This window comes from Blastococcus aggregatus (assembly GCF_900221005.1).
Lineage (GTDB): Bacteria > Actinomycetota > Actinomycetes > Mycobacteriales > Geodermatophilaceae > Blastococcus > Blastococcus aggregatus.
Map to the genome: position 1 here is coordinate 439,344 of NZ_OBQI01000002.1, position 26,817 is coordinate 466,160.

Below are 26,817 nucleotides of genomic sequence, written 5' to 3' on the forward strand. Positions count from 1 at the left end.
CCAGGCTAACGACCCGCCCACGCCGCGCGTGCCACTCCGGCGCGCACGTCGGGCGCGCCGAGCCGCGCGGCATCGGCCGTGCGGTCGTCGGGCATGCGCTGCGACTCGCGCTCGGCGTCCACGCGGGCGGTGTAGTGCGCCACCTCCCGGCCGGTGCGCTCCTCGTCCCAGCCGAGCTCACGGGCCATCAGGTCGGCCACCCGCGGCGCGGTCTCGACGCCGCGGTGCGCGGTCTCGATGGAGATCCGGGTGCGCCGGGTGAGCACGTCGTCGAGGTGCAGCGCGCCCTCGGCGGTGACCGCGTGCACCACCTCGACGGCGAGGTAGTCCGGTGCGCCCGGCAGCGGCTCGGCGAGCTCCGGATCGGCCGCCGCGAGGGCCAGCACGTCGACGGTCCGGTCCCCGTGCCGGTGCAGCAGCCGCTCGACCGCGTCCTCGGGGAGCCCGGCGCCGGCGGCGAGGGCCACGGCGCCGTCGCGCACCTCGGTCCAGCGGTGCGCCCCCACCAGCGGCAGGTGCGCGGTGCGGGACGGCGGCACGCCGGGAAGCCCCTCGACGGCGGCGTCGACGGCGTCCTCGGCCATGACGCGGTAGGTCGTGTACTTGCCGCCGGCCACCAGCACCAGGCCCGGCACGGGGGTGACGACGGCGTGCTCGCGGGACAGCCGGCTGGTCTCGTCGGACTCACCGGCCAGCAGCGGCCGGAGGCCGGCGTAGACGCCGAGGATCTGGTCGGTCGTCACCGGGCGGGTGAGCACCCGGTTCACCTGGTCCAGCAGGTAGGCGATGTCCGCGCTGCTGGCCGCGGGGTGGTCGCGGTCGAGCTTCCAGGGCGTGTCGGTGGTGCCGACGATCCACTCCTCGCCCCAGGGGATGACGAACAGCACGCTGGTCGGCGTCCGCAGGATGAGGCCGTCCGGCGTCCCGCCCGCGGCGGCGAGCGAACCGCCGTCGATCGCCGACCGCGGCACCACGAGGTGCACGCCCTTGGACGCGCGCACCCGCAGGCTCGGCGCGGCGTCCCCGAGCATCGTGCCGATGTCGTCGCTCCACACGCCGGTGGCCGCGATCACGCTGCGGGCGCGCACGGTGAACGACGAGCCGTCGGTGAGGTCGGCCGCGTGCACGCCGACCACCGCCGCGTCCTCCCCACCCGCCCCGCCGTCCCCCTCTCGCAGCAGGCCGGTGACCCGCGCACTGGACAGCACCCGGGCGCCGTACCCGGCGGCGGTGCGGACGACGGCGAGGGTGTGGCGGGCGTCGTCCACCTGCGCGTCCCAGTAGCGGATCGCGCCGTGGACGGCGTCGCGGCGCAGCCCGGGGAAGGCCGCCAGGGTCGCGGTCCGGGAGAGGTGCCGGTGGCGCGGGATCGGTCGGTGCGCGGTGAACGCGGCACCGAGGACGTCGTAGAGCGCCACCCCGGCGCCGAAGTAGGCCCGCTGCCAGACCGGCGCGGTGAGCGGCAGCAGGAACGGCAGCGGCCGCACCAGGTGCGGCGCGATCGTCTGCACCAGCCGGGCCCGCTCCTGCAGCGCCTCGTGCACCAGCGGGAAGGCGAACTGCTCGAGGTAGCGGAGCCCGCCGTGGATGAGCTTGCTCGAGCGGCTCGAGGTGCCCGCGGCGAAGTCGCGGGCCTCCAGCAGCGCGACCGTCAGCCCGCGGCTGGCGGCGTCGAGCGCGGCCCCGGCGCCGGTGACCCCGCCACCGATGACCAGCACGTCGACGACCTCGCGCTCGAGGCGCGCGCGGTCGGCACGTCGGCGGGCGGGCGAGAGCAGCGTGCGGTCGGTCGTCCCCGTGTGCATGGCCCTACTGTCCCCCGCTCAGTGGGCGGCTGCGTCGCTCCCGGCCTTCTTCCGGTGCACGGTGAGCGTCATCACGACGACGATGAGCGCACCGATGAGCAGCCCCAGCAGCGCGCTGCCGATGGTGTTGACGATCCAGCCCACGACCCCGCCGAGCGCCCCGGTCGCGTCGTGCGCGGCCTCCTCGAGGTGGTGGACGACGTCGTAGATCGCGTGCAGGCCGAGCTCGTCGGTGCCGACCAGGATGATGTGGCCGCCGACCCACAGCATGGCCGCGGTGCCGACCACCGTCAGCACGCTGAGCAGCTTCGGCATCCCCTTGACCAGGCTCCGCCCGATCGCGGCCACGCGCTTGCCCGACCGTTGCGCCAGGTTCAGGCCGACGTCGTCCATCTTCACGATGAGTCCCACGACGCCGTAGACGAGCACGGTGATGCCGACCGCGACGACGGCCAGGATGACCGCCCGCGAGACGAAGCCCTCGCTCGCCACCTCGTTGAGCGAGATGACCATGATCTCCGCGGACAGGATGAAGTCGGTGCGCACGGCCCCGGAGACGATCGTCTTCTCGTCCGGGAGCGCGTCCTCCACCGTCGCGTGCTCCTCGGCGTGGCCGCTGAACCGGTGCCAGATCTTCTCCGCGCCCTCGTAGCAGAGGTAGGCGCCACCGACCATGAGGATCGGGGTGAGCAGGAAGTTCAGGAACTCGCTGAGCAGCAGGATCGCCGGCAGGATGATCAGCAGCTTGTTGCGCAGCGAGCCCAGCGCGATCTTGCGGATGATCGGCAGCTCGCGCTCGGCGTTGAGCCCGTGCACGTACTGCGGCGTCACCGCCGTGTCGTCCACCACGACGCCGGCAGCCTTCATGCTGGCCCGCCCGGCCGCCGCACCGATGTCGTCGAGAGAGGCGGCCGCGGCCTTGGCCAGCACCGCCACGTCGTCCAGCAGGGCTACGAGTCCACCCGCCACGGGAGGTCCTTTCCGTCGGTCAGCACGTGCGCCCTACCCATGATGAGGCCGTCCCGGAACCCGTCACGGCAGCCGGCCCCGCTCGGCGTCCAGCGCCAGCGCGAGGTAGACGGCGGTGAAGTCGGCGACGGCGAGCTGGCGGGCCAGCCGCGGCAGCCGGCCGGCGGACGCCGCCTGGCCCTGCTCGGCCAGGGCGCTGACCGGGACGTTGCGCGCCGCGGCGGTGCGCAGCACCTCGTCCATCGCCTCGCCGGCCGAGCGCGGGTCGCGCTCCCCGGCACCGTCGTGGCCGCCGGCCGCGGAGTCCCGGATGGTGAGCAGCCGGAGCCGCCGGCCGGCGTCGTCGGCCCGGTCGCGGAAGAAGTCGACGCCGTCGTGCGGCGCCAGCGGCCCACCGAGGACGGCGCAGGCCGCGACGCGCTGGTCGGGCAGCCGGAATCCGGCGGCGGGCAGGCCGGCGAGCGTGGCGAGCTGGTCGGCGATCCGGGTCGCCGCCGCGCCGGCCAGCGGGCCCTCGGCGGCAATGACCGGCAGCGCGTCGAGCAGCTCCAGCGCCAGTGTCTTCGCCGGGTTGGCGAACGTCTCCTTCGCGGGGCCGCACTCCTCGGCGGTCGCGTCGAGCGCGGCCGCGATCGACTCCGGATCGGCGACCTCCCCCGGGAGCAGCCCGAGCTCGGCGGCCAGCAGGAGCATCGGGGTCAGCAGCGACCACAGCGTCGTGTGCCGCACCCGGCTCGCCGGGAGGGCCACGTACGGCGCGCGGCCGGTCGAGCAGGCCGCGTGCAGCGGGGCATCCTCCGCCCCGATGCCCAGCAGCGACACCCCGCGGCGGGCGGCCTCGTACGCGGGGCCGACGGCATAGCTGCCGGCTCCGGTGCGGGTCGCGACCACGACGACGTCGCTGGGCCCGGTCCACACGGGCAGGGCCGGGCCGGGGACGACGTCCACGGTCACCGGGCTGCCGGCGCCGAGCAGCGCGCGCAGCACCGACGCGGCCACCGCTCCCTCGCGACGGGCCACGATGACCAGCCCCCGGGGCCGGCCCCCGCCGGTGACCCGCCCGAGGCCGGCCTCCGCGGTCAGCCGCGCGGTCTCCCGCACCTGGGCACCGGCTCCGGCCACGGCCGGCAGCAGACCGCGGGGATCCCGTGCGCGCATGACCTCGAGGTCGTCGAGGACCTCCTCGGCGAGCTCGGGCGGGATCATGAGTTGCGGTGACGCGCCTCGTCCAGCAGCAGCACGGGGATGCCGTCGCGCACCGGGAAGGCCCGGTCGCACGTCGTGCACAGCAGCTCGCCGGCCGCCTCGTCGACGGTCAGCGGGCTGTGGTGGGTGTCCGGACAGGCCAGGATGGACAGCAGCTCGGGGTCCAGCCCCAGCGGTCCACCGGTCGTCGCGTTCGTCGTCATGCCCGCACCATCCCCAGTACCTGATTCGTGAGTTCGGTCATCCGCGCCTCGTCCGGCGCCTCCACGTTCAGCCGCAGCAGCGGCTCGGTGTTGCTCGCGCGCAGGTTGAACCACGCACCGTCGGCCAGCTCGACGGTCAGCCCGTCCAGCTCGTCGATGCGCGTGCCCTCCTGGTCGGCGAAGGCCGCCCGCACGTCGGCCGTCCGCGCCGCGGCGTCGTCCACGGTGGAGTTGATCTCGCCCGAGGCGGCGTAGCGCGAGTAGGCGGCGGTGAGCTCGGAGAGCGTGCCGCCCTGCTCGCCGAGGGCGGCGAGCACGTGCATGGCCGCGAGCATGCCGGTGTCGGCGCGCCAGAAGTCGCGGAAGTAGTAGTGCGCCGAGTGCTCCCCGCCGAACACGGCGTCGGTGCGGGCCATCTCGGCCTTGATGAACGAGTGGCCCACCCGGGTGCGCACCGGCTCGCCGCCGTGCTCGCGCACGATCTCGGGTACGGCCTTCGAGGTGATGAGGTTGTGGATGATCGTCGTCCCGCGGCCCTTGGCCAGCTCGCGGACGGCGACCAGGGCGGTGATCGCCGAGGGGCTGACCGGCTCGCCCCGCTCGTCGATGACGAAGACGCGGTCGGCGTCGCCGTCGAAGGCCAGGCCGATGTCGGCGCCGTGCTCGCGCACGCCGGCCTGCAGGTCGACCAGGTTGGCCGGGTCCAGCGGGTTCGCCTCGTGGTTCGGGAAGGAGCCGTCCAGCTCGAAGTACATCGGGACGACGTCCAGCGGCAGGTCGGCCAGGACCACCGGCACCGTGTGCCCGCCCATGCCGTTGCCGGCGTCGACGACCACCTTGAGCGGCCGGATCCCCGAGAGGTCGACGAGGCCGCGCAGGTGCGCGGCGTACTCGTGGATGACGTCCCGCTGGCTCACCGAGCCGACCCGGCCCGGGACGCGGTCGTAGCTGTCGGCCTCGGCGGAGGCGCGGATCTGGGCGAGCCCGGAGTCCTGCCCGATCGGGGCCGCGCCGGCCCGGCACATCTTGATGCCGTTGTACTGCGCCGGGTTGTGGCTGGCGGTGAACATCGCACCCGGGATGCCCAGGGAGCCGGCCGCGAAGTAGAGCATGTCGGTCGAGCCCAGACCGGCCTCGACGACGTCCAGACCGCGGCTGATCACGCCCTCGGCGAAGGCCCGCGAGAGCGGGACCGACGAGTCGCGCATGTCGTGGGCGGTGACCACCGAGGTGGCCCCGCTGTCGGCGTGCACGAACTCGGCGAACGCGGCGCCGATCGACCGGGCGACGGCCTCGTCCCACTGGTCGGGGACGATCCCCCGCACGTCGTAGGCCTTGATGATCGATGAGAGGTCAGCCACGCCGAGACCCTATCGGCGCCCACGACCGGCCGCTCGTACGGCCACTCGTCAGGGCAGGTCGGGGAGGACGCGCAGGTGCCCGCGCCGGGTGCCGCGACCGTCGTCCAGCGGATCGCGCGGGGGCTCGGGGCGAGCGGCCTCGCGCACGGCGTCGGCCAGGGCGAGCAGGTCGTCGCCGGTCGGGCCGACGTCGTCCAGGTCGATCTCGTGCCGGACGACCTCCCAGCCGCGGGGGACGGTCAGCCGCTCGGCGTGGAACTCGCAGAGGTCGTAGCTGTGCGGCTCCGAGAAGGTCGCCAACGGCCCGACAACGGCCGTGGACTCCGCGTACACGTAGGTCAGAGTCGCCGCTGCCGGTTGCGCGCAGCCGCTGCGCGAGCAGCGACGTGACTGCCTCACCACCGGTTCCTCACGCATGCACCGTAAACCCGCCTGCGGGTCGACCGCAGCAGGCGCACCGGGAATTCGGGGAGGGCGTCCCATCCTGCACGATGACCCCGTGGGCATCGACACAGGTCCGGTCCTCGTCCTGGGCGGGCGCAGCGAGATCGGCACGGCCGTCGCCGTCCGGCTCGCCGCGCGCGGCTGCGGCACCGTCGTGCTGGCCGCGCGGCGGGCGGGAGACCTCGACGAGCAGGAGGCCGAGCTGCGCGCGGCCGGCGCCACCACGGTGGGCCGGGTGGAGTTCGACGCCGACGACCTCACCGGTCACGCCGCGGCCCTCGACGAGGTGGAACGGCGCTTCGGCGTGCCGACCACTGTCGTCGTGGCCTTCGGCGTGCTCGGCGACCAGGCCCTCGCCGAGCGCGACCCGGCCGCCGCGGTCGCCGTCGTCCACACCGACTTCACCGCGCAGGTGCACGTGCTCACCCTGCTGGCCGACCGGTTGCGGGCGGCAGGGCGCGGCACGCTGGTCGTCTTCTCCTCGGTCGCCGGCGTGCGGGTCCGCCGGGCCAACTACGTGTACGGCTCGGCCAAGGCCGGGCTCGACGGGTTCGCCAGCGGGCTGGCCGACGCCCTGGCCGGCTCGGGCGTGCGGCTGCTGCTGGTCCGCCCCGGCTTCGTCGTCGGCCGGATGACCGAGGGCATGTCCCCCGCACCGTTCTCGAGCACGCCCGACCAGGTGGCCGACGCCGTCGTCGCCGGCCTGGGCGGCCGCCGCGGCGAGGTCTGGGTGCCCGGGGTGCTGCGGCCGGTCTTCTTCCTCATGCGGCTGCTCCCCCGGGCCGTCTGGCGCCGGCTGCCACGGTGAGCGCGTCGGCCGCCGTAGGCTCTGCGCCGTCATGACCGGTCTCTCCCGCCGCCCCGCCCGCTCCCGTCGCGACCGCCACGGCCGCGGCCTGCGCGGCCGCCTGGTGCCGGCCGAGGTGCCGCTGGCCCGCAGCCGCGCCGAGCAGTTCGACGACCTCGTGCTCGACGCGGTCGAGGACCTCGAGCGCCGCTGGGAGCGCGAGCTCGCCGGCGTCGAGTTCGCCGTCGAGGACGTGCCGTGGGTGGACCACACCAGCCCCGACGACGTGGTGCTGGACTCCGACGTGCTCGACGACGCCAGCGTGCCGCTGGCCCGCATCCTCCCCGCGCACCGGGAGGACGGCCGCGAGGTGGCGCCGCGGATCATCGTCTACCGCCGCCCGCTGGAGCTCCGCGCCGGCGACCGGGACGACCTCGCCGACCTGGTGCGCGACGTCGTCGTCGACCAGGTGGCGGTCCTGCTCGGCCGCGATCCGGAGGAGATCGACCCCACCGGCTGAGCGGACCGTCCCGAGGCCCCTGCGATGCTGGGCGGGATGGACGTTCCCGCGATGGCCGCCGGGCCCTGGATCGCGCTGGGCGCCGCCCTCGGGCTGCTGCTGCTGCTCGCGGCCGGCGCGGTCGCGCTGCGGCTCCGCACCCGCGTCCCGCCCGGAACCCCGGACGCCCTCCCTCCGGCCGGTGAGCCCCGGGACGACCTGGCCGACTTCCTGGCCCGTCCCCCCGGCACGCCGGGTGCACCGGAGACTCCGGACGAGGGATGGGCGGTGCTCGCACCGGTCGCGCCCGCGCGGGAGGAGCCCGCCCCCGCCGTCCCCGGCACGCGTCCGGGGACGACCCTGGCGGCGCTCGCCGTCGTCGCCCTCCTCCTCGTCGGCGCCGCGGCCGCGCTGGCCGCCGCGGCCCGCTCCCCCGAACCGGCGCCCGCCGCGGCGCCGGCGCCGTCCCCTCCCGATCCGCCGGCCTCCTCCGGCGACGAGGAGGTCACCGCCCGGCTCGCCTTCGGCGGCGTCGTCCTGGAGGAGCACGCGGTGGGCGTCACCGTCGCCTATCCCGAGCTGGAGCTGACCTCCGACGACGGACGCACCGTCGCGCGGCTGCGGCTCCCTGCCGCCAACTGCCTGGCCGCCACCGCTCCCCCGCAGCCCGGCGACGCCGCCTGCCGGGAGGCGCGCACCGAGTACGCGGAGCTCGCCACCCCCGACCTCGACGTGGTCCGGAACGGCGACGAGCTCACCCTCTCCGGCCGGTTCGCCACCGAGCTGCACCCACCGGGCCGTGCGGCGGAACCGACCGGGCGGAGCTACGACGTCTCCGTCACCCTCGACCCGACGGGCGACGGGCGGTCCGACCCGGAGCTGACCTGGGGCGACCGGCTCGTCCCTCCCCGCTAGGAGCGGCGGCCGCCCAGCCGCCGGGCCACGTCCGGCGCCGGCAGCCAGGACCGCGCCGGGACGGTGACCGCCGCCGCGGGCGCACCGCGCTCGGACCGCATCCCCGGCAGGCCCGGCGTCGCCCACCACGGCCGGCGGTCCGGGCCGTCGAGGAGCGTCAGCAGCGCACCGTCCCGGTCGGCCGGGACGGCGACCTCGAGCCGGCCGGCCGCGGCGTGCAGCCGGGCGGCGGCGCGCAGGAACGCGCGGGCACCGGCGTCGGGCGCCTGCGCCAGGAGGGCCGGCAGCACCCGCTCGAGCGCGCGGGGATCGGTGCTGCGGGCGACGGGACCGACGTCGTCGAGGCCGTCGACGAGCGCCGCGGTCCGCTCGTTCGCCATGCGGGCCATCGGGAAGCGCTCGGCCAGCCGGCGGGCGGTCCGGTCGCCGAGCGGCAGGCCCGCGAGGTGCAGCGACCACGGGCCGTGCAGGCCGCCCAGCAGCTCCAGGACGCCCTCGGCCAGCGCGGCGGAGGCGTCGTCGTCGGCGGCCAGCAGCCGCGCGGTCGGCCCACCGGGAGGCGCCGGGACGCCGTCGCCGAGCATCGTCACCGCCGTCGTGAGGCCGCGGCGGCGCAGCTGCAGGAAGGCGGCGGCCGCCGGCGGCTGCCCGTCGGCCCCGACGACGACGGCCACCGGGCGACCGGCCCGGCGCCGGGCGGCCTGCACGTCGAGGACGGCGGTCAGCCAGGGCGCGCGGGCGGTGACCGGGGCACGCAGCCGGCGGGCCAGCGGAGTGGCGGCGCGGACCTCGGGGACCACCCGGTCCCGGCCGACGGCGACCCGGGTGCGCATGCCCCGAATAGCACCACAGCCGCCGACGGGGGTCGTCGGCGGCTGGAGTGGGCCCCCGTCCCGGGGGCGCAGCTGGAAGCGCGGGTGGTCAGACGGCGCGGCGGCGCAGGCGACGGCGCTCGCGCTCGGAGAGCCCGCCCCAGATGCCGAAGCGCTCGTCGTTGGACAGCGCGTACTCGAGGCACTCGGCCTTGACCTCGCACCCCGTGCAGATCTTCTTCGCCTCGCGGGTGGAGCCGCCCTTCTCGGGGAAGAACGCCTCCGGGTCGGTCTCGGCGCACAGGGCGCGCTCCTGCCAGGACTGCCCCTCGGCCTCCAGGCCGATGCCCAGCAGTCCGGAGATCCCCGAGCCGGCGGGTGCACCGAGGCTCTGGCCGGCGCCCGACCCGAATCGGTCGGTCGCGCGGTCGCTCCCGTTGACGTAATCGCTCAACCACGACACCTCGGCCATGACGATGCGTCCCCTCTCGCTCTCGTCCCGGTGCGTGGCTTCCGGGAGGCTCCCGATCCGCTCAGCACTCGATGACATCGTCGGAATTACACGCGTGTCGTTGCCCAGCCGTCAACTTTGCTCGGTGTAAGCGACACGCCACACACGCCCCAGGGGTCACACCCCGTTCGTCACATCTCGTCTGCTACCTCGACACGCCCGTGGAACAGTGCACAACTGCCTATCGGGCACGATGTGTTTCGTGCAGATCGTGGTGCTGGCTGGTGGGACCGGAGGGGCTCGATTCCTGAGGGGGGTGCGGGCCGCTGAACCCGGGGCGGAGATCACCGCGGTGGTCAACACCGGGGACGACGTGACGATGCACGGGCTGCGCATCTGCCCGGACCTCGACACCGTCGTCTACACCCTCGGCGGGGGCATCGACGAGGAGCGCGGCTGGGGCCGGGCGGGCGAGAGCTGGACGGTCAAGGAGGAGCTCGCCGCCTACGGCGCCGACCCCGACTGGTTCGGCCTCGGCGACCGCGACCTGGCCACGCACCTCATCCGCACCCGGATGCTCGACGCCGGCTACCCCCTCTCGGCGGTGACCGCGGCGCTCGCCGACCGCTGGCAGCCCGGCGTCACCGTGCTGCCGATGAGCGACCAGCGGGTCGAGACCCACGTGGTCGTCGACGACCCCGAGACCGGCCGCCCGCGCGCCATCCACTTCCAGGAGTGGTGGGTGCGGCACCGGGCCGCCCTGGACGCCTCGGCGTTCGTGCAGGTCGGCGTGGACGCCGCCCGCCCCGCGCCCGGCGTCGTCGAGGCCTTCGCCACGGCCGACGCGGTGCTCGTCGCGCCGTCGAACCCGGTGGTCTCGATCGGCACGATCCTCGGGGTCCCGGGCCTGCGCGAGGCGCTGCTCGCCACGCCCGCGCGGATCGCCGGCGTCTCGCCGATCGTCGGTGGCGCCGTCGTGCGCGGCATGGCCGACCGCTGCCTGCCGGTGCTGGACATCGAGGTGAGCGCCGAGGGCGTGGGCCGGCACTACGGCGCCCGATCGGACGGCGGCCTGCTCGACGCCTGGCTCGTCGCGCCCGGCGACCCGGCCGACGTCGCCGGCGTGGACGTCCGGCAGGTGCCGCTGCTCATGTCCGACCCGGAGACGACGGCGGCGCTGGCCCGCGCCGCGCTGGACGCCGCGGGTGTCTGAGCCGCCGCCCGGCGTCTCGGTGCTGCCGGTCGCCGGCCTGCCGGAGTTCGCGCCGGGTGACGACCTGGCGGCCGCGATCGCCGGGCGCGCTCCGTGGCTGGCCGACGGCGACGTCGTCGTCGTCACCTCGAAGGTGGTCTCCAAGGTCGAGGGCTCGCTGGTGCGGGTGCCGCCGGGCGCCGACCGCGAGGCCGCCCGCCAGGCGGCGATCGACGGGCAGACCGTGCGGGTGGTCGCCCGCCGCGGACCGCTCAAGATCGTGCAGACGCCGCACGGCTGGGTGGTGGCCGCCGCCGGCATCGACGCCTCCAACGTGGACCAGGGCTCGCTCGTGCTGCTCCCGGAGGACTCCGACGCCTCGGCCCGCGGGCTGCGGGCCCGGCTTGCGGAGCTGCTCGGGGTCGACGTCGCCGTGGTGGTGAGCGACACCTTCGGGCGCACCTGGCGGGAGGGGCTGACCGACGTCGCCGTCGGCTCCGCCGGGATCACCGCCCTGGTGGACCACCGGGGCGCCGTCGACGCCCACGGCAACCGGCTGGAGACCACCCGCATCGCCGTCGTCGACGAGCTGGCCTCGGCCGCCGACCTGGTCAAGGGCAAGCTCGACGGCGTGCCGGTCGCGGTGGTGCGCGGCCTGCCCCTGGACCGGCCCGAGCACGACGAGGGCACCCGACCGCTGGTGCGACTGCCCGGCGACGACCTCTTCCCCTACGGCTCCCGCGATGTGGTGGGCTCGCGCTCCCCCGCCGCAGAGCTCGTGCCGCGGGCCGGCGAGCTGGACGCGGTGGCGGCCGCCTTCCGCACCGCCAGCGCCTCGCTGCCCGAGTTCCCCGTGGTGCTGCGCTACGGCGGCGAGGGCGACGGCGCCGTCGACGTGCACCTCACCGACGCGGTCACCACCACGACGGCGGTCAACCTCGGCGCGCTGCTCGGCGCGGCGATCGTGCAGCTGCACGCCGAGGGGTGGGCGACCCGCTGGGAGCCGGCGACCACGGCTGGCGGCACCTCACTCGTCGGGAGGCTGTGGCTGGGCACAGAGCCCGCCTGACCCGTCGCGGTCCGTTACCGTTCCCGCCCATGCGCGGGATCATCTTGGCCGGTGGCACGGGAAGTCGGCTCTTCCCCATCACCCAGGCCGTGAGCAAGCAGCTCATGCCGGTCTACGACAAGCCGATGATCTACTACCCGCTCTCGACGTTGATGATGGCCGGCGTCCGCGAGGTGCTGATCATCACCACCCCCGGCGACCAGGAGGCCTTCCGCCACCTGCTCGGCGACGGCAGCCGGCTGGGCATGCGGATCGAGTACGCGGTGCAGCCGCGGCCGGAGGGCCTGGCCCAGGCCTTCCTCATCGGCGCCGAGTTCCTCGACGGCGAGGCGGCGGCGCTGGTGCTGGGCGACAACATCTTCTACGGCGCGGGCCTCGGCACGGCGCTGGCGCGGCTGCCCGAGCCCGCGGGCGGGCACGTCTTCGCATACCACGTCGCCAACCCGCAGGAGTACGGCGTTGTGGAGTTCGATCCCGACGGCCGGGTGCTGTCGATCGAGGAGAAGCCCGAGAAGCCGCGCAGCTCCTACGCCGTCCCGGGCCTGTACTTCTACGCCGGCGACGTCGTCGAGGTGGCCCGGGCGATCACCCCGAGCGCGCGGGGCGAGCTGGAGATCACCGCGGTGAACGAGCACTACCTGCGGGAGGACCGGCTCACCGTCACGGCCCTGGACCGCGGCACCGCCTGGCTGGACACCGGCACCTTCGCCTCGCTGCGCCAGGCCACCGAGTTCGTCTCCGTGGTCGAGGAGCGGCAGGGCCTCAAGATCGGCTGCATCGAGGAGGTCGCCTGGCGCAACGGCTGGCTGGACGACGACGGCCTGGTCGCCGCCGCCGGCCCGCTCGGCAAGAGCGGCTACGGCGACTACCTGCTGGGCCTGCTCGGCGACCGCTAGATCCGGCGGTGGTCCGTCGGCGCGAAGCGCGGCCCCCGGCGGGGTCGCCGCGGGCCGCCGGCCAGCAGCAGGCGCACGACCCGCTGGCGGTGCCCCCGCCACGGTTCCAGCAGGGCGAGCATGTCGTCGTCGCTGGTGACCCGGGCCCCCGTCAGCGCGAAGCCGACGAGGTTCTTCAGGTGGTAGTCGCCGACGCTCACCGTGTCCGGGCACCCCAGCGTCCGCTGCACCACCTCGGCCGCCGTCCAGGCGCCGATCCCCGGCACCGAGCACAGCCGCCGCTGCAACGTCGGTGAGTCGCAGCCGTCGTGCGGCTCGAGCCGGTCGGCGACCGTGGCCACCGCGCGCAGGGCCCGGCGCCGGGCGCCGTCCAGCCCGCAGGCGTGCCACTGCCAGTCGGTGATCTCCAGGACGCGCCGCGCTGCGGGCAGGACGCGCATGCCGTCCGGCGCCGGCCCCGGAGCGGGCTCCCCGGCGAGGCGCAGCAGCTCCCGCCAGACCCGGTGCGCCTCGACCGTGGTCACCTTCTGCTCGAGGACGGCGGGCACCAGCGCGTCCCACGTGCGGCCCGTGCTCCCCAGCCGCAGCCAGGGGGTGCGGCGGTGCAGGTCGGCCACCAGCGGGTGGTCGCCCGGGTCGAAGGCCGCGACGGGGTCCTCCGCGCCGAGCGCGCGGGGCACCATGGCGCCGGCCCGCTCCGCACCCGGGCCCCACGCGGCGACCGAGACCCGGCCGGCGACGTACCTGACCCGCGCCGTGGCCGGGCCGTCGGGCGTGGTGGTGGTCCACCAGATGCCCTCGGGGGTGACGCGCAGCGCCGGGTCGGCCGCCCCGCGGCTGTGCGGTGCGAGCGCCCGCCGCAGGTCCAGCGGCCAGTCGGGCTCCCACGTCGCCTCGTAGCGGGCCGTGGTGGTCGCGCCGGGACTGCTCACCGGGCGCCGCCGGCGGCCGGCACGCCCGCCTCGACGGAGTCCTCCTCGGCGGGCGGTGCACCCCCGTCGCGCTCCGCCGCACGGCGGCGACGGACCGCGCCCGCGGCCGTCCGGATGCCGGCCTCCAGCAGGACCGCCATCAGCAGTCCGGTGGCGAAGGCGGCGTGCACGTTGTGCTTGGCCAGCTCGTAGTAGCCGTCGCTGAGCGCCAGCAGCGACTGGCTTCCCGCGTAGCCCGTCAGCAGCAGGGCCAGGACGCCGCGCACAGCGCGGCCCGCCTCCTCCGACCGGGCCCAGCGCACCCCGAACACGGCCGCACCCAGCCACAGGAAGGAGATCGCCGGTACCGGCCAGCCCTGCGGCAGGAGGCCGAGCACCCAGAACACCGGGCTCGGGCGCTCGGCGAGCCGTGGTTCGTCCCCGGGCTCACCGGGGAGGTTGGCCAGGTAGTCGACCCGGGCGTCGGCGACGGCGTCGAACGACCGCGGGACCAGCTCGAGGAACCGGTCGGGATGGGTGGCGAAGAACTCCAGGTAGGTCTTCCAGGAGAAGACGGTCCAGGCGTTGTCCTCGATGTCCGGGTCGTTCCACGGCGTGTCCTCCTCCCACGCGTTCGTGCCGGCGAAGCGGGCCAGCTCGGGCGGCAGCCCCATCTCCGCCAGGTCCGCCTCCGGGTCGTCGGACTCCACCAGGAGGGTGTGGAAGAGCAGGTTGTACTTGTTGCCGTTGCTCAGCCCCTCGCCCTGACTCATCGCCGTCAGGCCCAGCACTCCCCCGCCGAGCGCCAGCACCGCGACCAGGGCCGCGATCGGACGGCGGAGGCTCCACCGGCCCGGCTGCGCGGGCCGGCTCCGGTACCGGCGGCTGAGCAGCAGGGCGAGCCCGACGGCCGGGAGGACGGTGATCAGCGCGGTCTTGGCGGCCCCGGTGAACACGACGGCCAGCCCCAGGAACAGCAGCCACGGCCACGTCCGGTGCACGACCAGCCCGACGATCGCGGCGCACACCCACAGCAGCCCGATGAAGCCGCCCTGGTCGGTGTAGCCGGAGTTGAGGTAGGTGACGAACCCGATGTCGCTGACGGCCACCACGACCAGGGCGACCAGCGGCCAGCGCGCACCCGCGCCGCCGGGCAGGGCGAGGAACAGCGCCGCGGCCCCCAAGCCGAGCAGCACCGCGCCGACTCCGGCCATGACCGACATGTCGAAGCCGTCGTCGCCGGTCACCAGCCGGGTGACCCAGTAGGTGAGCCGCAGCAGGGGCCGCCAGGAGGTGGCGTACTGCCAGTTCTCACCCGGGCAGCGGTTGCCCGCGTCGTAGTCGCTCTCGAACCCCTGCTGCGAGGAGGCCGGGCCGATGACGAGGCCCAGCCGGCAGACCAGCCGGTCGGCGTCCCCGTTGTCCGCGAGCCCCACCGTCCCGCTCACGAACAGCTGGGCCAGGACCACCGCCGTCGTCACGGCGAGGACGACGGTGGCGCCCACGGCCCGGACCCGTCCGGGGAGGCGGGCCGGCGGCTGCTCGTCGGTCGGTCCGCCGGCCGGGCGCAGGTCGCGGGAGAGACGCACGACGACCATCTTCCGCGATGTCGGAGCCCCGTGCGGGCTGCGCCGGTCCGGATGCGTCACATCAGCTGAAGCGCGCCCCGTGCCGGGATTCCACCTCGGCGAGCAACTGCTTGACCCGCTCCGCGTCGCCCACGGGGCAGACCATCGTGACGTCGGCGGTGTGCACGACGACGCAGTCGCGCACCCCGAGCAGCGCCACGAGGTGCTCCGGGTCGTCGGAGAGGACCACGTTGCCCGAGCTGTCGAGCAGCACCCTCAGGCCCCGGCCGGCGTTGCCCGCGTCGTCGGTCTCCAGGGTGTTCGCCAGCGCCGGCCACGAGCCGATGTCCAGCCACTCCACGTCCAGGTCGACGACGGCGACCCGGCCCGGCTCCGCGGCCGCGGGCTCGAGCACGGCGTAGTCCACGCTGATCTTCGGCAGGGTCGGGAAGACCTCGGCCAGGACGGCGTCGCGCTCCGGACCCGCCGGGGCGGCCACGATGCGGGCCAGGCCCTTGGCGCTCTCGGGCAGGTGGTCGGCCAGCGCGTCGAGCACCGTCTGCGCCCGCCAGACGAACATGCCCGAGTTCCAGACGTACTCCCCCGACGCCAGGTAGGCCTCGGCGGTGGCGCGGTCGGGCTTCTCCCGGAAGGACGCCGCCTCCGACGCGCCGGCGACCTCGGTCGGCGCGCCCTTCTGCACGTAGCCGAAGCCGGTCGCCGGGGAGGTCGGCGTGACGCCGAGCGTCACCAGCGCCGAGGGGCGCACGCCGAGGAGGTCGTAAGCGGTGGTCAGCGCCGTGACGAAGCGCTCGACCGGGCGGATCACGTGGTCGGCGCTGACGACGGCGAGCTCGGCGTCCGGGTCGACGTCGGCCACCAGCGCGGCGGTGAGGCCGACGGCGTTGGCGGTGTCCCGCGCCATGGGCTCGAGGACCAGCCGGTCGGCGCGCAGCCGCGGCAGGGCGGCGCGCACCATGTCGGCGTAGCGGGCGGCGGTGCACACCCAGATCTGCTCGGCCGGCAGCACCGCCTCGAGGCGGGTGAACGCCTCCTCCAGCAGGCTGTGCGCGCCGCCGTCCTCGTCGGCGACGACGTCGAGCAGCTGCTTGGGGCGCTGGGCGCGGGACAGCGGCCACAGCCGCGTGCCGGAGCCGCCCGCCATGATCACGGCGTGTCGCATCGCGTGTCCTCCTACTGGCCGGTGCCGGGGTGGCCGGGGTGGTCGTGCGGCAGCTGGTCGACGGTCTGCTGCGGCTGCGCGCCGGCGTCCACCCGGCTGCTGGCGTAGGAGAGCAGCATCCGGGCGCCGAGACCGGCCCGGAGGGCGGCCCGCAGCGGCGCGTGGCGACGCCGCGGGAAGTCGGCGGAGAGGTACCGCAGCGCGCTCGTGTGGTGCACCCGCTGCATGCGGCGGGCCGAGCGCCGGGTGGCGTGGCCGCCCTCGTGGGTCACCACCGAGGTGGGCACGTAGACGTGCAGCCAGCCCCGCTGGCCGAGGCGGCGGGCGAGGTCGACGTCCTCGAAGTACATGAAGTAGCCGGGGTCGAAGCCGCCCACCGACGCGTACGCGGCGAGGTCGACGAGCAGGCAGCTGCCCGAGAGCCAGCCCGCGGGGCGCTCGGTGATCTCGTCGCGCTCGCGGCGGTAGCGCGCCGTCCACGGGTTGGCCGGCCAGACCCAGCCGAGCAGGGCGTGCCCGATGCCGGTCGACAGCGACGGGAGGTCGCGGGCCGAGGGGTAGATCGTCCCCTCGGGGGTGCGGATGGCCGGGCCCAGCGTCGCCGCGCGGGGCCAGCGCTCCGCGGCCTCGAGCAGCTCGTCGACCGCACCCGGCTCGAAGCGGACGTCGGGGTTCGCCACGATGGCGTACCCGGAGGTGGCGCCGGCCAGCGCGGCGTTCGCGGCGGCGCCGTAGCCGACGTTGCCGCCGGTGCGCAGCAGCGTCACCTCGGCGCGCTGCCGCGCCGCCCGCTCGGGGACGCCGTCGGTCGAGCCGTTGTCGGCGAGGACGACCTCGTAGGGCCGGTCCGTGGCCTCGGAGAGGGAGTCGAGGAACCCCTGGAGCGTCTCGCCCGGCGAGTACGTCACCACCACCACCCGGAGCGGCGCGTCGACCGGGGCGCTGTGCACGGAGGTCACCCTACGTCGGGCCCGCGGCGCCCCAGGGAGGGTCTCGCGGCGGCCGCGTAGGCGTGCCGGTGCTGCTCCGCGCAGGCCTGCCAGGTGAAACCGGCGGCCCGCGCCACCGCCGCGGCGGACAGCCGCGCGCGCTCCTCCGGCGCGGCGAGCAGCTCCCCCAGCCGCTGCCCGATCGACCCGGCGTCGTACCCGGTGTAGGCCACGGCGTCCCCGCCCACCTCCGGCAGCGCGAGCGACCGGGTGGTGAGCACCGGCGCGCCGCAGGCCATCGCCTCGAGCACCGGCAGCCCGAACCCCTCGGCCAGGCTCGGGTACGCCAGCACCTCCGCGCCGCCCAGGAACCCGGCGAGCAGCTCCAGCGGCAGGTACCCCGGCCGGACCACCTCCAGCCCGTCGGGCACGCGGGCGAGCACCTCGTCCACCCGCTCGTCCCAGCCGCGGCCGCCGGCGAGCACGAGCGCCGGCGGGTCGGGCAGCCCGGCCACCGCCTGCTGCCACCCCTCGATCAGCGCGGGCACGTTCTTGCGCGGCTCGATCGTGCCGAGGAAGCCGACGTAGCGGCCGGCGCGCAGCCCCAGGTGCCGGCGGGCCGCCGCGACCTCCTGCTCCGAGGGAACGTGGAAGCGGGCGGCGTCGACCCCGTGGTGGGCGACCTCCACCTGGCCGTGCACGCCCCGCGTCACCCGGCTCAGCTCGTCCAGCGTCGCCTGCGAGGGCACCACGCATCGGGCGGCGCGGCGCAGCGACGCCGTCGTCCAGGCCCGGAAGAAGGTGCGCTTGACCCGCTGGTGGACCTCGGGGTGGGTGAAGAAGGTGGCGTCGTGCAGCGTGGTCACCACGGGCAGGCCCGCGGCCAGCGGCATCGTGTAGTGCGGGCAGTGCAGGACCTGGGCGCCCACCTCGCGGGCCACCCGCGGCAGACCGACCTGCTCCCAGGCCAGCCGGGCGGGCCGGCGCGCGATCGCCTCCGGCGCGGGGACGACGCGGGCGCCGGGCAGCAGCTCCCGGTAGTACGCCTCGTCGCGGTGCTGGCAGACCACGGCGAGGTCGGTGCCCAGCTCGGCCAGCGCGGGCAGCAGCTGGTCGACGTACCGCCCCACACCGCCCCGGTCCTCGGGTACCGCCGTGGCGTCGACCAGGACGCGGGGCATGGCCTCGGACACCGGTGGAGCCTAGCGCCGGAGCCGATGCCCGCCCGCGGCGCCGGGAGCACCGCGGCCGCTGTGTCACGATGGGGGTGCCCGGCCTCCGGCCCCCTCCCGTGCGAGCTGCCGTGTCGCGTTCCACCTGGCCGCGCCCAGTCGAAGGACATCCCATGCTGCCCCAGACCACCGGTGACGGTGCCGCGACGACCGCCCTCGTCGACGCCGCCGCGCCCGCCGCCGGCACGCCCGCCTCCAGCGACGCGGCCACGACCCGGAAGGGCCGGCTGGAGTTCCTCGACGCGCTGCGCGGCATCGCCGCGCTGGTCGTGGCGGTGCAGCACCTCGGGGAGACCCAGTGGGTCGGCCTGCTGGGCTGGTCGCACCACTGGTTCCGGCTGGGCGAGTTCGGCGTCCTGGTCTTCTTCCTCTGCAGCGGGTTCATCATCCCGGCGTCGCTGGAGCGCCGGAACGACCTCGTCGAGTTCTGGATCGGCCGGTTCTTCCGGTTGTGGCCGCTCTACCTCGCCGTCCTCGCCGTGGCCATCGGCGCCTGGGCCGTCTCCGACCGGCTGACCGCGCCGGGCGGCTACCGCCTCGTCGAGGACTCGCTGCTGAACACCACCATGCTGCAGGTCTTCACCACCCGGCCCCTGGTGATCGGGGCCTCCTGGACGCTGGGCTACGAGCTCGTCTTCTACCTGCTGGTGTCCGTGCTCTTCCTGCTCAACGTGCACCGGAGCTCGGCGGCGACGGCGGTGCTGCTGCTGGTCTCGGCCCTCGCGCTGGGCGGCACGACCACCGCGTTCATGATCCAGCAGCGGCCGGACCACTGGTGGACCTTCCCGGTCGCCGGCCTCCTGCTGCTCCTGGTGGTCGCCGGACGCGTGCCCGGCCTCGCCTCGCGCGCGGCGCTGCTGGCCATGGGGAGCGTCGTGGTCGTGGCCCTGGCCAACCGGCCGCACGCGATGTACTTCTCGCTGCTCCTGCTCGGGTCGATGTTCGTCGGCACCGTGCTCTACCGCTGGACGGCGGGGCAGCTGAGCGGCCGGACCGCCGCGACCGTGTACGCCCTCGGCGTGGTCGTCATCGTCCTGTGCCAGTACACCTGGCACGTCGGCTACCTCGAGCCGATCAGCGGGGAGACCCCCAGCTGGCTCACCCAGACCGCGACGTTCCTCGGCGCGTACGCCGTGTTCGGTGCCGCGCTGATGCTGCGCCGGTTCCGCTGGCCCCGCCCGCTGGTCTACCTCGGGACCATCAGCTACTCGGTCTACCTGCTGCACGCGCTGGTGCTGCTGCTCGTCCTCCCGCGCGTGCCCGGCGGCGCCTGGGCGAACTTCGCCCTGCTGATGGCGGTCACCGTGGTCGGGGCGGCCCTCACCTACCGGTTCGTCGAGCGGCCGGGCATCGCGCTGGGCCGCCGGGTCATCGCCGCCCGGCGGGCCCGGCTGGCGGCGCGGCCCGTCGCGGCGGAGGGCGTCCGGGCGGACTAGGGGCGCAGCTCCCGGTAGAGCTCCCACAGCCGGCCGGCCGCGCCGGTCCAGGAGAACTCCGCGGCCCGGGCCCGGCCCCGGCGCACCAGGTCGCGGCGCAGGTCGTCGGCGCCCACCACCCGTGCCAGCACGGTAGCCAGCGCCGCGGCGTCACCGACCGGCGCGACCGCGGTCGCCCCGCCCCCGACCTCCACGAGTGCCGGGTCGTCGGAGGTGACCACCGGCACGCCCGCGGCCATGCCCTCGAGTGCGGGCAGCCCGAAGCCCTCCGCCCGGCTCGGCACGACCACCGCCGCGGCCCCGTGCAGCAGGGCGGCCAGGTCGGCGTCGGGGATCCGGCCGAGCGCGCGGACCCGGCCGGTCGGCAGGCCCGCGCCGGCCGCCAGGCCCGCGAGGTCGACGTCGCCCCACCCGGGCTGACCGGCCACCAGCAGCGGGAGGTCGGGGGCACCCGGTCGCCCGAGGGCGGCGATCAGGACGTCGAGCCCCTTGCGCGGCTCGAGGGTCGCCGTCGTCATCAGGTAGCCGCCCGGGACGGCGCCGAGCGCGGCCAGCCGGTCGGCGGAGTCGGCCGGCAGGGCGAGCCGCCCGGAGACGCCCTCCCCCACCACGACCACGGGGCAGCGCAGGTCGAGGTGCTCGGCCAGCGCGCGGGCGACCGCCTCGGTGGGGACGACGACGGCGGCCGCGGACGCCGCGGTCCGCTCGCCCATCCGGCGGTGCCAGTGGGCGCCGCGGGGGGTGAGGGTCTCCGGATGGGTCCACGGCACCGCGTCGTGCACGGTCACCACCACCGGCAGCCGGCTCCCCAGCGGCGCGAGCAGCGTGGGTGCGTGCAGCAGGTCGACCTGCCGCGGGCGGGGCCGCGCGGACCGCTCCCAGGCCGCGACCAGGGCCCGGCGCGGCAGCGGGAGCCGCGCGGGTCCTAGCACCCCCGGCACCCGGGCCGCCGCGGCATCCCGGTGCCAGGCCGTCCAGCCGGCGACCGAGTCGCCGGGGCCGGCGGTGGCCGCCAGGGCCTCGGCCACCTCGGCGGCGTACCGGCCCGTCCCGCCCGGCACGGGGGCCAGCAACTGCTCGACGACCACTCCTACCCGCACCCCCCGACCCTAGGTGCGGGACGATGCGGCGGTGCGCATAGGACTGGACGCCACCCCGCTGCTCGGCCCCCGCACCGGCGTCGGCCGGTACACCGGAGAACTCGTGCGCGAGCTGGCCGCCACCGGCGAGGACGAGGTCGTCGCCACCGCCTTCACCTTCCGCGGCACCGAGCGGCTCCGGGACGCCGTCCCCGCGTCGGTGCAGGTGCGGGCGCGCCGCATGCCGGCCCGCCTGCTGCGCGAGCTGTGGCGGCGGACCGACCTCCCGCCCGTCTCCTGGTCCGCCGGCCGGGTCGACCTCTTCCACGGCACCAACTTCGTGCTGCCGCCGGTGGGCCGGGCGGCCGGCGTCGTGACGGTCCACGACCTCTCCTTCCTGCGCACCCGGGACGCGGTCGACGCCGCCTCGCGCGCCTACCGGGAGCTCGTGCCGCGCAGCATCGAGCGCGCCGCGGTGGTGCTCACCCCCAGCCAGGCGGTCGCCGACGAGGTCACGGCCGAGTACGGCACCGATCCGGCCCGCGTCCTGGCCACCCCGCTCGGCGTCGCCCCCCACTGGCTGCGCGCCGAGCGCCCGGAGGCCGCGTGGCTGGCCGCCCGGGGGCTGCCCGAGGACTACGTCGTCGCCGTCGGCACGCTCGAGCCGCGGAAGGGGCTGCAGACCCTCGTCGACGCCTTCGTCCCCCTCCTCGCCGGCGATCCGGCGGCCCCCGATCTCGTCCTCGTCGGGCCCCAGGGGTGGGGTACCGCGCTGGACCTCAGCCGGCTGCCCGCCGACCGGGTCCACCTGACCGGCTTCCTCGGGGACGACGAGCTCCGCCAGGTGGTCGCCGGCAGCCGGGGCCTGGCGTTCCCCTCGCGCTACGAGGGGTTCGGCCTCCCGCCGCTGGAGGCGCTGGCCTGCGGCCGGCCGGTGGTGGTGAGCGACCTCCCGGTGATGCACGAGGTGCTGGGCGAGCACGGCCGCTACGTACCGGTCGGGGACGTGGACTCCCTCGCCGACGCGATCGGCCGGCTGCCGCGCGACCGGGACGAGGCGGCGGAGGCCGCCCACCGCTCCCACGCGGCCGCGTTCACGTGGACGCGGTGCGCCGAGCGCACCCGCGCCGCCTACGCGCTGGCTCTTCCGACGGGGTGAGGAACCGCCCCGATTCCCGGACACCGGCGGCCGGCCTGGCTAACCTCTGGCTGCTGCGGCTTCCCGCCGCAGGGGAGGAAGACGAGGGACTCGCATGCCGACGGCCATGATCACCGGCGTCACCGGTCAGGACGGGCTCTACCTGAGCGAGCTGCTGCTCAGCAAGGGCTACGAGGTCTACGGCCTGGTCCGCGGGCAGAACAACCCGAAGGTCGACATCGTCCAGCGGATCCCCGGGCTCAAGCTGCTGTTCGGCGACCTGACCGACCTGCCGAGCCTGCTGCGCGCGATGCGCACCGCGCAGCCGGACGAGATCTACAACCTCGGCGCGATCTCCTACGTCGCCTACTCCTGGGAGAACGCCCACCTGACGTCGGAGGTCACCGGCATGGGTGTGCTCAACATGCTCGAGGCGACCCGGCTGTACTGCGGCGACGACCCCGACCGGGTCCGCTTCTACCAGGCGTCCAGCTCCGAGATGTTCGGCAAGGTGCAGCAGGTCCCGCAGACGGAGGAGACGCTGCTGTGGCCGCGCTCCCCCTACGGCGTGGCCAAGGTCTTCGGGCACTACATGACGATCAACTTCCGCGAGTCGTACGGGATGCACGCGTCCTCGGGGATCCTGTTCAACCACGAGTCGCCGCGCCGCGGACCGGAGTTCGTCACCCGCAAGGTCACCCGCGCGGTGGCCCGCATCCACCTGGGCCTGCAGGAGACCGTCGAGCTGGGCAACCTGGACGCGCGCCGGGACTGGGGCTTCGCCGGCGACTACGTCGAGGCGATGTGGCTGATGCTCCAGCAGGAGCGGGCCGACGACTACGTCATCTCCACGGGCGAGACGCACTCGATCCGGGAGCTCCTCGACGTCGCCTTCCGGCACGTCGGCATCGACGACTGGTCGAAGTACGTGGTGCAGAACCCGGCCTTCATGCGGCCGGCCGAGGTCGACCTGCTCATCGGCGACGCGGCCAAGGCCCGGAGGGTGCTCGGGTGGACGCCGAAGGTCGGGTTCGAGGAGCTGATCACGATGATGGTGGACGCCGACCTCGCAGAGCAGCGCGGTCCGGCCGCCTGAGGTGGGCACCGCACTGGTGACCGGCCTGACCGGTCAGGACGGCGGTTACCTCGCCGAGCAGCTGGTCGCGGCCGGCGACGTCGTGCACGGCGTCGTCTCGTCCGCGCAGGACCCCGACGGCGTGCCCGGCCACCTGCGCGACCTGGGCGACGCGCTCGTCGTCCACGAGGCCGATCTGCGCGACCTGACCGCGCTCACAGCGCTGGTCGACGACGTCGAGCCCGACCGGCTGTTCAACCTGGCCGGGATGTCCAGCGTCGCCGCCTCCTGGGAGGACCCGGTGGGCGCCCTGGAGGTCAACGCCCGCCCGGTCCTCGGGCTGCTGGAGCACCTGCACCGGCGCTCGGAGCGGGGCGCGCCACCCACCCGCTTCGTGCAGGCGTCCAGCGCCGAGGTGTTCGCCGGCTGCGGCCGGACGCCGATCGACGAGTCCTGCCCGGTGACCCCGCTGAACCCCTACGGCTCGGCCAAGGCGCTGGCGCACCAGTCGGTCGGGATGTACCGGGCGCGTGGCCTGCATGCCAGCTCGCTGGTGCTGTTCAACCACGAGTCGCCCCGTCGCCCGACGCGCTTCGTCACGCGGAAGATCACCGCCGGGGTCGCCGCCATCGCCGCGGGCCGGGCCGACCGGCTCACCCTCGGCAACCTGGCGGTCCACCGCGACTGGGGCTGGGCGCCGGACTACACGCGGGCGATGGTGCTCGCGGCCGCCGCCGCGACGCCCGACGACTACGTCGTGGCGACCGGGCGGGCGCACAGCCTGTTCGACCTGGTGGAGACCGCGTTCGCCCAGGTCGGGATTACCGACTGGCGGCCCTACGTGGTCTCCGATGCCGCGCTGATCCGCCCGGCCGACGCCGAGGTGCTGGTGGGCGACTCGACGAGGCTGCGGACGCGGCTCGGCTGGGCCCCGACGGTGGACTTCGACGGCATGGTCGCGGCCATGGTCGCCGCCGACGTCGCGGCGCTGGCCGACGAGCTACCCGGCTGACCTCGGGGCCGCCGGGTCCGCACCCTCGGGACCGGTCCCGGCGGCCCGCGTCTGCACCGCACGGGCCTCCGCCTCGAGCGCCTTGATGGTCGCGTCCTGCAGCTCGTTGAGCCGCGCCACGATCGGGTCCACCTGGAACGCCGTCGCCTTGCGCAGGATCTTCTTCACCAGGCGCACCGAGCGCCGGCCGTGGTTGGTGTCGGGCGGCCCCACGCGCGGGAGCCGGCGCAGCGGCGCCGACCGGAGCCCCACCTCGGCGACGGTCGCGGCCGAGGCGGCGCCTGCCATGCCCGGGCGGGTGGACCGGCTGAGCGAGGGGCGGCTCGAGGCGCGCAGCCGCACGCGGTCCTGCAGCTCGGCGCGCAGGTCACCACCCTCGGGGAGCTCCTCGGCCCAGTTCGGGGTCTCCGGCACGTCGGCGAGGGGAAGACGCTCGATCATGGCCCGGCGCAGCTCGTCGTCGTCGTCGACGAAACGCACGTCGGCCTGGCCCGCCGCCTGCTCGGCCAGCCCACCGACGCGGGTGGCGATCACCGGCCGGCCGAAGAGCGCGGCGCGCTCCATCACCCCGGAGGACCAGATGTTGCGGTAGGGCAGGACGACCACGTCGGCGGCGACGATCCACCGGTCGAAGAGCTCGTCGCTGACGTAGCCGAGGTGCAGCGTCGCGCCGTCCACGCTGTCGGCGAGGTCGGCGAGGTCGCTCGCGTGCCGCACCATGTCCGGGTCGTCGGTGCGGACCGACCCGACGACGTCGAGCCGGGCGCCGGCGGCGGCCAGCCCGTCGAAGGCCTCCATCGCGCGGTCGAAGCCCTTGGACGGCTGGACGAACCCGATGCCCAGGAAGACGAAGGCGTCCTCCGCGATGTCCAGGGACGCGCGGGCGGCCGCCCGGTCCATGCGGGTGTGCGGGCGGAAGTCCGCGCCGTGCGGGATCAGCTGGACCCGGGCGGGGTCCACGCCGAAGTCGGCGATGAAGGCTGTCCGCTCGGAGGCGGTGTGCACCTTGATCGACTGCGGCAGGTGCCACAGCCGGCGGGCGACCTGCCCGTCGGGCCGGCGGGGGTCGCCGAACCGGCCGTCGATCTCGTGGATGACGACCTCCAGACGCCGGGCCAGGGCGAACGGCACCATGAGGGCCGTGCTCTCCGCCAACCGCGCCGAGGCACTCCCCGGATCGGTGTAGAAGAAGTCGGGGTGGAACTGGACGATCACCCGGTCGTACTCACGGATCCGCTTGGCCAGCGCCAGCGCGCCCCGCGGTCCCCGGAGGTCCAGGTGGTGGTGGGCGGCGCTCGGCCCGGGTGAGAGCACCTCGACGTCGAGGCCCTCGCGGCGCAGCGCCCGCACGGTCTGCAGGGCGTAGGACGCGATGCCGTCCCTCACCGGCGGGTACGGCGAGATCATCAGCACCCGCTCGCGGCGCTCGGCGGTCACGGCGTCGTCCACGTGCTCAGTCCCTTCTCGACCCCGTCGAGGACGCGGTCCCACGTGTAGCTCTCGAGCACGTAGTCGCGCCCGCCCTTCGCCAGCCGGCGCGCCATGTCCGGCGCCTCGGCGACCAGCCGGAGGCACTCGACGAACTCGGCCTCGTCGTCGTAGACCAGGCCGGCCCCGGAGCGCTCGCAGTGCCAGCGCACCACGTCGCTGCCCCCGTTCGCGATGACCGGGGTACCGGCCAGCCAGGCCTCCATGACCGTGCGGGAGAACGCCTCGAACCGGCTCGACTGGATGTAGGCCTCTGCCGCGGCGAAGGCGTTGTCACGCTCGGCGTCGGGCAGGAAGCCCAGGTCGAACACCCGGCCCTCCAGCGACGGCGGCGGGTTGACCTCGCCCGAGCCGAAGGTGACCAGCGACAGGGGCAGGCCGCCCTCCACCGCCCGGCCGAAGGCCGCGAGCATCTCCTCCCAGCCCTTGGCCCCCTCGCGCCGCCCGGCGTACAGGACGAACCGCTCCGGCAGGTCGTAGCGCTCGCGGAAGCCCTGGGGGTCGTAGCTCTCGGGCACCTCGACGCCGCAGCCGACGACCCCGTGCGGCGCCAGCTTGCGCGACACGCGGTGCGCCAGCTCGTGCTCGGGCTCGGTCTGGAAGAACAGCCCGGCGATGCCGGAGAGCACCGGCTGGAAGACGTCGAGGTAGGCGGCCGGCTCGTCGTGGAGACAGGTCCACAGCACGCTCTTCTCCGGCAGCAGCTGGCTGCCGGCGTACGCGGGCCAGAAGACGTAGGGCCCGTAGATCAGGGCCCGGTAGTCCTCGCCGTGGTCGAGCAGGTGGTGGTACATCTCCGGGGACCGCATGCCCGCGTTGATCCACCGCTGCTGCTCGACCAGGCCCAGCGGCTGGCCGGTGGCGACGGCGTGGTCGAGCCAGCCCCGCTCCGGGTCGTCCTCGAAGACCGCGGGGAAGCGGCGCACCTTCAGACCGCCCTCGACGGACTCCCCCGCCGGCAGGACGTTCTTCCAGCCGAAGTGGTCGAGTGCGCAGGTGGTCAGGACCTCCACGTCCCACCCGCGGGCAGCGAGGCGGCGGCCCATCTCGGCCAGCACGATCTCCGCGCCGCCGACCATCCCCTCCCCGTAGCGGGCGGGCACCACGGCGATCCGGCCGCGACGGTCGATCGGCTCGATCGAGCTCATGTCGTCGTC

General features: G+C 75.3%; 26 protein-coding genes. 10 read left to right on the forward strand and 16 right to left on the reverse strand.

The window, feature by feature from the left end; all coding sequences use genetic code 11:
- Nucleotides 1–5: 5 nt before the first annotated feature.
- The 6 genes from CRP29_RS07815 to CRP29_RS07840 form a co-directional block, all read right to left on the reverse strand.
- Nucleotides 6–1,805, reverse strand: coding sequence for a glycerol-3-phosphate dehydrogenase/oxidase (locus CRP29_RS07815; RefSeq protein ID WP_097194477.1), 1,800 nt, complete (start codon nt 1,803–1,805; stop codon nt 6–8).
- Nucleotides 1,806–1,823: 18 nt separating this feature from the next.
- Nucleotides 1,824–2,774: a DUF808 domain-containing protein gene (locus CRP29_RS07820; RefSeq protein WP_097194478.1), complete on the reverse strand. Its 951-nt coding sequence runs from the start codon at nt 2,772–2,774 to the stop codon at nt 1,824–1,826.
- Nucleotides 2,775–2,837: 63 nt separating this feature from the next.
- Nucleotides 2,838–3,980, reverse strand: coding sequence for an SIS domain-containing protein (locus tag CRP29_RS07825; RefSeq protein WP_097194479.1), 1,143 nt, complete (start codon nt 3,978–3,980; stop codon nt 2,838–2,840).
- Nucleotides 3,977–4,183, reverse strand: coding sequence for a Trm112 family protein (locus CRP29_RS07830; protein WP_217991496.1), 207 nt, complete (start codon nt 4,181–4,183; stop codon nt 3,977–3,979). The genes CRP29_RS07825 and CRP29_RS07830 overlap by 4 nt, the downstream gene beginning before the upstream one ends.
- Complete coding sequence (locus CRP29_RS07835) at nt 4,180–5,544, reverse strand: phosphomannomutase/phosphoglucomutase (RefSeq protein ID WP_097194480.1); 1,365 nt, start codon at nt 5,542–5,544, stop codon at nt 4,180–4,182. Before CRP29_RS07835 ends, CRP29_RS07830 begins: the two co-directional genes overlap by 4 nt.
- A gap of 48 nt (nt 5,545–5,592) precedes the next feature.
- Nucleotides 5,593–6,051 (reverse strand): DUF3499 domain-containing protein, encoded by a 459-nt coding sequence (locus CRP29_RS07840; protein ID WP_342745217.1) that lies wholly within the window; start codon nt 6,049–6,051, stop codon nt 5,593–5,595.
- On the opposite strand from CRP29_RS07840, the gene dprE2 reads away from it, so the two are divergent.
- From dprE2 to CRP29_RS07855, 3 genes are read left to right on the forward strand one after another with little or no spacing between them, the layout of a single operon-like run.
- Entirely contained in the window at nt 6,044–6,796 is a 753-nt protein-coding gene (dprE2, locus tag CRP29_RS07845; protein ID WP_245852622.1) for a decaprenylphospho-beta-D-erythro-pentofuranosid-2-ulose 2-reductase, read from the forward strand. The two genes, CRP29_RS07840 and dprE2, sit on opposite strands and share 8 nt — an antisense overlap.
- Nucleotides 6,797–6,827: 31 nt before the next feature.
- Nucleotides 6,828–7,295 (forward strand): metallopeptidase family protein, encoded by a 468-nt coding sequence (locus CRP29_RS07850; RefSeq protein WP_097194482.1) that lies wholly within the window; start codon nt 6,828–6,830, stop codon nt 7,293–7,295.
- A gap of 36 nt (nt 7,296–7,331) precedes the next feature.
- Nucleotides 7,332–8,189: a hypothetical protein gene (locus CRP29_RS07855; RefSeq protein ID WP_141437085.1), complete on the forward strand. Its 858-nt coding sequence runs from the start codon at nt 7,332–7,334 to the stop codon at nt 8,187–8,189.
- Here CRP29_RS07855 and CRP29_RS22665 read toward each other — a convergent pair.
- Nucleotides 8,186–9,022: a hypothetical protein gene (locus CRP29_RS22665; protein ID WP_097194484.1), complete on the reverse strand. Its 837-nt coding sequence runs from the start codon at nt 9,020–9,022 to the stop codon at nt 8,186–8,188. The two genes, CRP29_RS07855 and CRP29_RS22665, sit on opposite strands and share 4 nt — an antisense overlap.
- Nucleotides 9,023–9,110: 88 nt before the next feature.
- The gene (locus CRP29_RS07865) at nt 9,111–9,365 is read right to left on the reverse strand and encodes a WhiB family transcriptional regulator (protein WP_170977979.1); all 255 of its coding nucleotides are present in this window, start codon (nt 9,363–9,365) and stop codon (nt 9,111–9,113) included.
- 340 nt (nt 9,366–9,705) lie between these two features.
- Between CRP29_RS07865 and cofD the strand changes: the two genes are divergently transcribed.
- The 3 genes from cofD to rfbA are packed head-to-tail and all read left to right on the forward strand — an operon-like array spanning nt 9,706 to nt 12,609.
- Nucleotides 9,706–10,665 carry a 2-phospho-L-lactate transferase gene (gene cofD / locus CRP29_RS07870; protein ID WP_281256788.1) on the forward strand — a complete coding sequence of 320 codons (960 nt, stop codon included), beginning with the start codon at nt 9,706–9,708 and terminating at the stop codon, nt 10,663–10,665.
- Nucleotides 10,658–11,713 carry a coenzyme F420-0:L-glutamate ligase gene (locus CRP29_RS07875; protein WP_097194486.1) on the forward strand — a complete coding sequence of 352 codons (1,056 nt, stop codon included), beginning with the start codon at nt 10,658–10,660 and terminating at the stop codon, nt 11,711–11,713. Before cofD ends, CRP29_RS07875 begins: the two co-directional genes overlap by 8 nt.
- A 29-nt stretch (nt 11,714–11,742) precedes the next feature.
- Nucleotides 11,743–12,609, forward strand: a complete 867-nt coding sequence (rfbA, locus tag CRP29_RS07880) for a glucose-1-phosphate thymidylyltransferase RfbA (RefSeq protein ID WP_097194487.1) — start codon at nt 11,743–11,745, stop codon at nt 12,607–12,609.
- Here rfbA and CRP29_RS07885 read toward each other — a convergent pair.
- From CRP29_RS07885 to CRP29_RS07905, 5 genes are all read right to left on the reverse strand, one after another.
- Nucleotides 12,606–13,541, reverse strand: coding sequence for a DNA-3-methyladenine glycosylase family protein (locus CRP29_RS07885; RefSeq protein ID WP_097194488.1), 936 nt, complete (start codon nt 13,539–13,541; stop codon nt 12,606–12,608). The two genes, rfbA and CRP29_RS07885, sit on opposite strands and share 4 nt — an antisense overlap.
- Nucleotides 13,538–15,109: a glycan biosynthesis hexose transferase WsfD gene (wsfD, locus tag CRP29_RS07890; RefSeq protein ID WP_141437086.1), complete on the reverse strand. Its 1,572-nt coding sequence runs from the start codon at nt 15,107–15,109 to the stop codon at nt 13,538–13,540. The genes CRP29_RS07885 and wsfD overlap by 4 nt, the downstream gene beginning before the upstream one ends.
- A gap of 61 nt (nt 15,110–15,170) precedes the next feature.
- Nucleotides 15,171–16,271 carry a mannose-1-phosphate guanylyltransferase gene (locus CRP29_RS07895; RefSeq protein WP_097194490.1) on the reverse strand — a complete coding sequence of 367 codons (1,101 nt, stop codon included), beginning with the start codon at nt 16,269–16,271 and terminating at the stop codon, nt 15,171–15,173.
- 11 nt (nt 16,272–16,282) lie between these two features.
- Nucleotides 16,283–17,221: a glycosyltransferase family 2 protein gene (locus CRP29_RS07900; RefSeq protein ID WP_097194877.1), complete on the reverse strand. Its 939-nt coding sequence runs from the start codon at nt 17,219–17,221 to the stop codon at nt 16,283–16,285.
- A gap of 5 nt (nt 17,222–17,226) precedes the next feature.
- Complete coding sequence (locus tag CRP29_RS07905) at nt 17,227–18,393, reverse strand: glycosyltransferase family 4 protein (protein WP_245852626.1); 1,167 nt, start codon at nt 18,391–18,393, stop codon at nt 17,227–17,229.
- 152 nt (nt 18,394–18,545) lie between these two features.
- Here CRP29_RS07905 and CRP29_RS07910 point away from each other — a divergent pair, with 152 nt between their 5' ends.
- Nucleotides 18,546–19,868 carry an acyltransferase family protein gene (locus tag CRP29_RS07910; RefSeq protein ID WP_176522878.1) on the forward strand — a complete coding sequence of 441 codons (1,323 nt, stop codon included), beginning with the start codon at nt 18,546–18,548 and terminating at the stop codon, nt 19,866–19,868.
- Here the strand turns inward: CRP29_RS07910 and CRP29_RS07915 are convergent.
- Nucleotides 19,865–20,968 carry a glycosyltransferase family 4 protein gene (locus CRP29_RS07915; protein ID WP_097194493.1) on the reverse strand — a complete coding sequence of 368 codons (1,104 nt, stop codon included), beginning with the start codon at nt 20,966–20,968 and terminating at the stop codon, nt 19,865–19,867. The genes CRP29_RS07910 and CRP29_RS07915 overlap by 4 nt on opposite strands.
- Before the next feature lie 31 nt (nt 20,969–20,999).
- Here CRP29_RS07915 and CRP29_RS07920 point away from each other — a divergent pair, with 31 nt between their 5' ends.
- The 3 genes from CRP29_RS07920 (at nt 21,000) to CRP29_RS07930 (ending at nt 24,172) form a co-directional block, all read left to right on the forward strand.
- Nucleotides 21,000–22,106 carry a glycosyltransferase family 4 protein gene (locus CRP29_RS07920; RefSeq protein ID WP_097194494.1) on the forward strand — a complete coding sequence of 369 codons (1,107 nt, stop codon included), beginning with the start codon at nt 21,000–21,002 and terminating at the stop codon, nt 22,104–22,106.
- A gap of 94 nt (nt 22,107–22,200) precedes the next feature.
- Nucleotides 22,201–23,181: a GDP-mannose 4,6-dehydratase gene (locus CRP29_RS07925; protein WP_097194495.1), complete on the forward strand. Its 981-nt coding sequence runs from the start codon at nt 22,201–22,203 to the stop codon at nt 23,179–23,181.
- Nucleotides 23,182–23,197: 16 nt separating this feature from the next.
- On the forward strand, nt 23,198–24,172 hold the full coding sequence (locus CRP29_RS07930) for a GDP-mannose 4,6-dehydratase (protein ID WP_217991497.1): 975 nt from the start codon (nt 23,198–23,200) through the stop codon (nt 24,170–24,172).
- Here CRP29_RS07930 and CRP29_RS07935 read toward each other — a convergent pair.
- Together CRP29_RS07935 and CRP29_RS07940 are read right to left on the reverse strand one after the other, a co-directional pair.
- Nucleotides 24,161–25,621, reverse strand: coding sequence for a glycosyltransferase family 4 protein (locus CRP29_RS07935; RefSeq protein ID WP_097194497.1), 1,461 nt, complete (start codon nt 25,619–25,621; stop codon nt 24,161–24,163). The genes CRP29_RS07930 and CRP29_RS07935 overlap by 12 nt on opposite strands.
- Nucleotides 25,606–26,808, reverse strand: coding sequence for a glycosyltransferase family 4 protein (locus CRP29_RS07940; RefSeq protein WP_097194498.1), 1,203 nt, complete (start codon nt 26,806–26,808; stop codon nt 25,606–25,608). Before CRP29_RS07940 ends, CRP29_RS07935 begins: the two co-directional genes overlap by 16 nt.
- Between the last annotated feature and the right edge of the window lie 9 nt (nt 26,809–26,817).

Coding starts and splice junctions, on each gene's coding strand:
- cofD (WP_281256788.1), top strand. CDS start 9,706: ATGTGTTTCGTGCAGATCGTGGTGCTGGCTGGTGGGACCGGAGGGGCT.
- CRP29_RS07925 (WP_097194495.1), top strand. CDS start 22,201: ATGCCGACGGCCATGATCACCGGCGTCACCGGTCAGGACGGGCTCTAC.
- rfbA (WP_097194487.1), top strand. CDS start 11,743: ATGCGCGGGATCATCTTGGCCGGTGGCACGGGAAGTCGGCTCTTCCCC.
- CRP29_RS07840 (WP_342745217.1), bottom strand. CDS start 6,051: ATGCCCACGGGGTCATCGTGCAGGATGGGACGCCCTCCCCGAATTCCC.
- CRP29_RS07830 (WP_217991496.1), bottom strand. CDS start 4,183: ATGACGACGAACGCGACGACCGGTGGACCGCTGGGGCTGGACCCCGAG.
- CRP29_RS07895 (WP_097194490.1), bottom strand. CDS start 16,271: ATGCGACACGCCGTGATCATGGCGGGCGGCTCCGGCACGCGGCTGTGG.
- CRP29_RS07855 (WP_141437085.1), top strand. CDS start 7,332: ATGGACGTTCCCGCGATGGCCGCCGGGCCCTGGATCGCGCTGGGCGCC.
- CRP29_RS07910 (WP_176522878.1), top strand. CDS start 18,546: ATGCTGCCCCAGACCACCGGTGACGGTGCCGCGACGACCGCCCTCGTC.
- CRP29_RS07850 (WP_097194482.1), top strand. CDS start 6,828: ATGACCGGTCTCTCCCGCCGCCCCGCCCGCTCCCGTCGCGACCGCCAC.
- CRP29_RS22665 (WP_097194484.1), bottom strand. CDS start 9,022: ATGCGCACCCGGGTCGCCGTCGGCCGGGACCGGGTGGTCCCCGAGGTC.
- CRP29_RS07940 (WP_097194498.1), bottom strand. CDS start 26,808: ATGAGCTCGATCGAGCCGATCGACCGTCGCGGCCGGATCGCCGTGGTG.
- CRP29_RS07815 (WP_097194477.1), bottom strand. CDS start 1,805: ATGCACACGGGGACGACCGACCGCACGCTGCTCTCGCCCGCCCGCCGA.
- CRP29_RS07825 (WP_097194479.1), bottom strand. CDS start 3,980: ATGATCCCGCCCGAGCTCGCCGAGGAGGTCCTCGACGACCTCGAGGTC.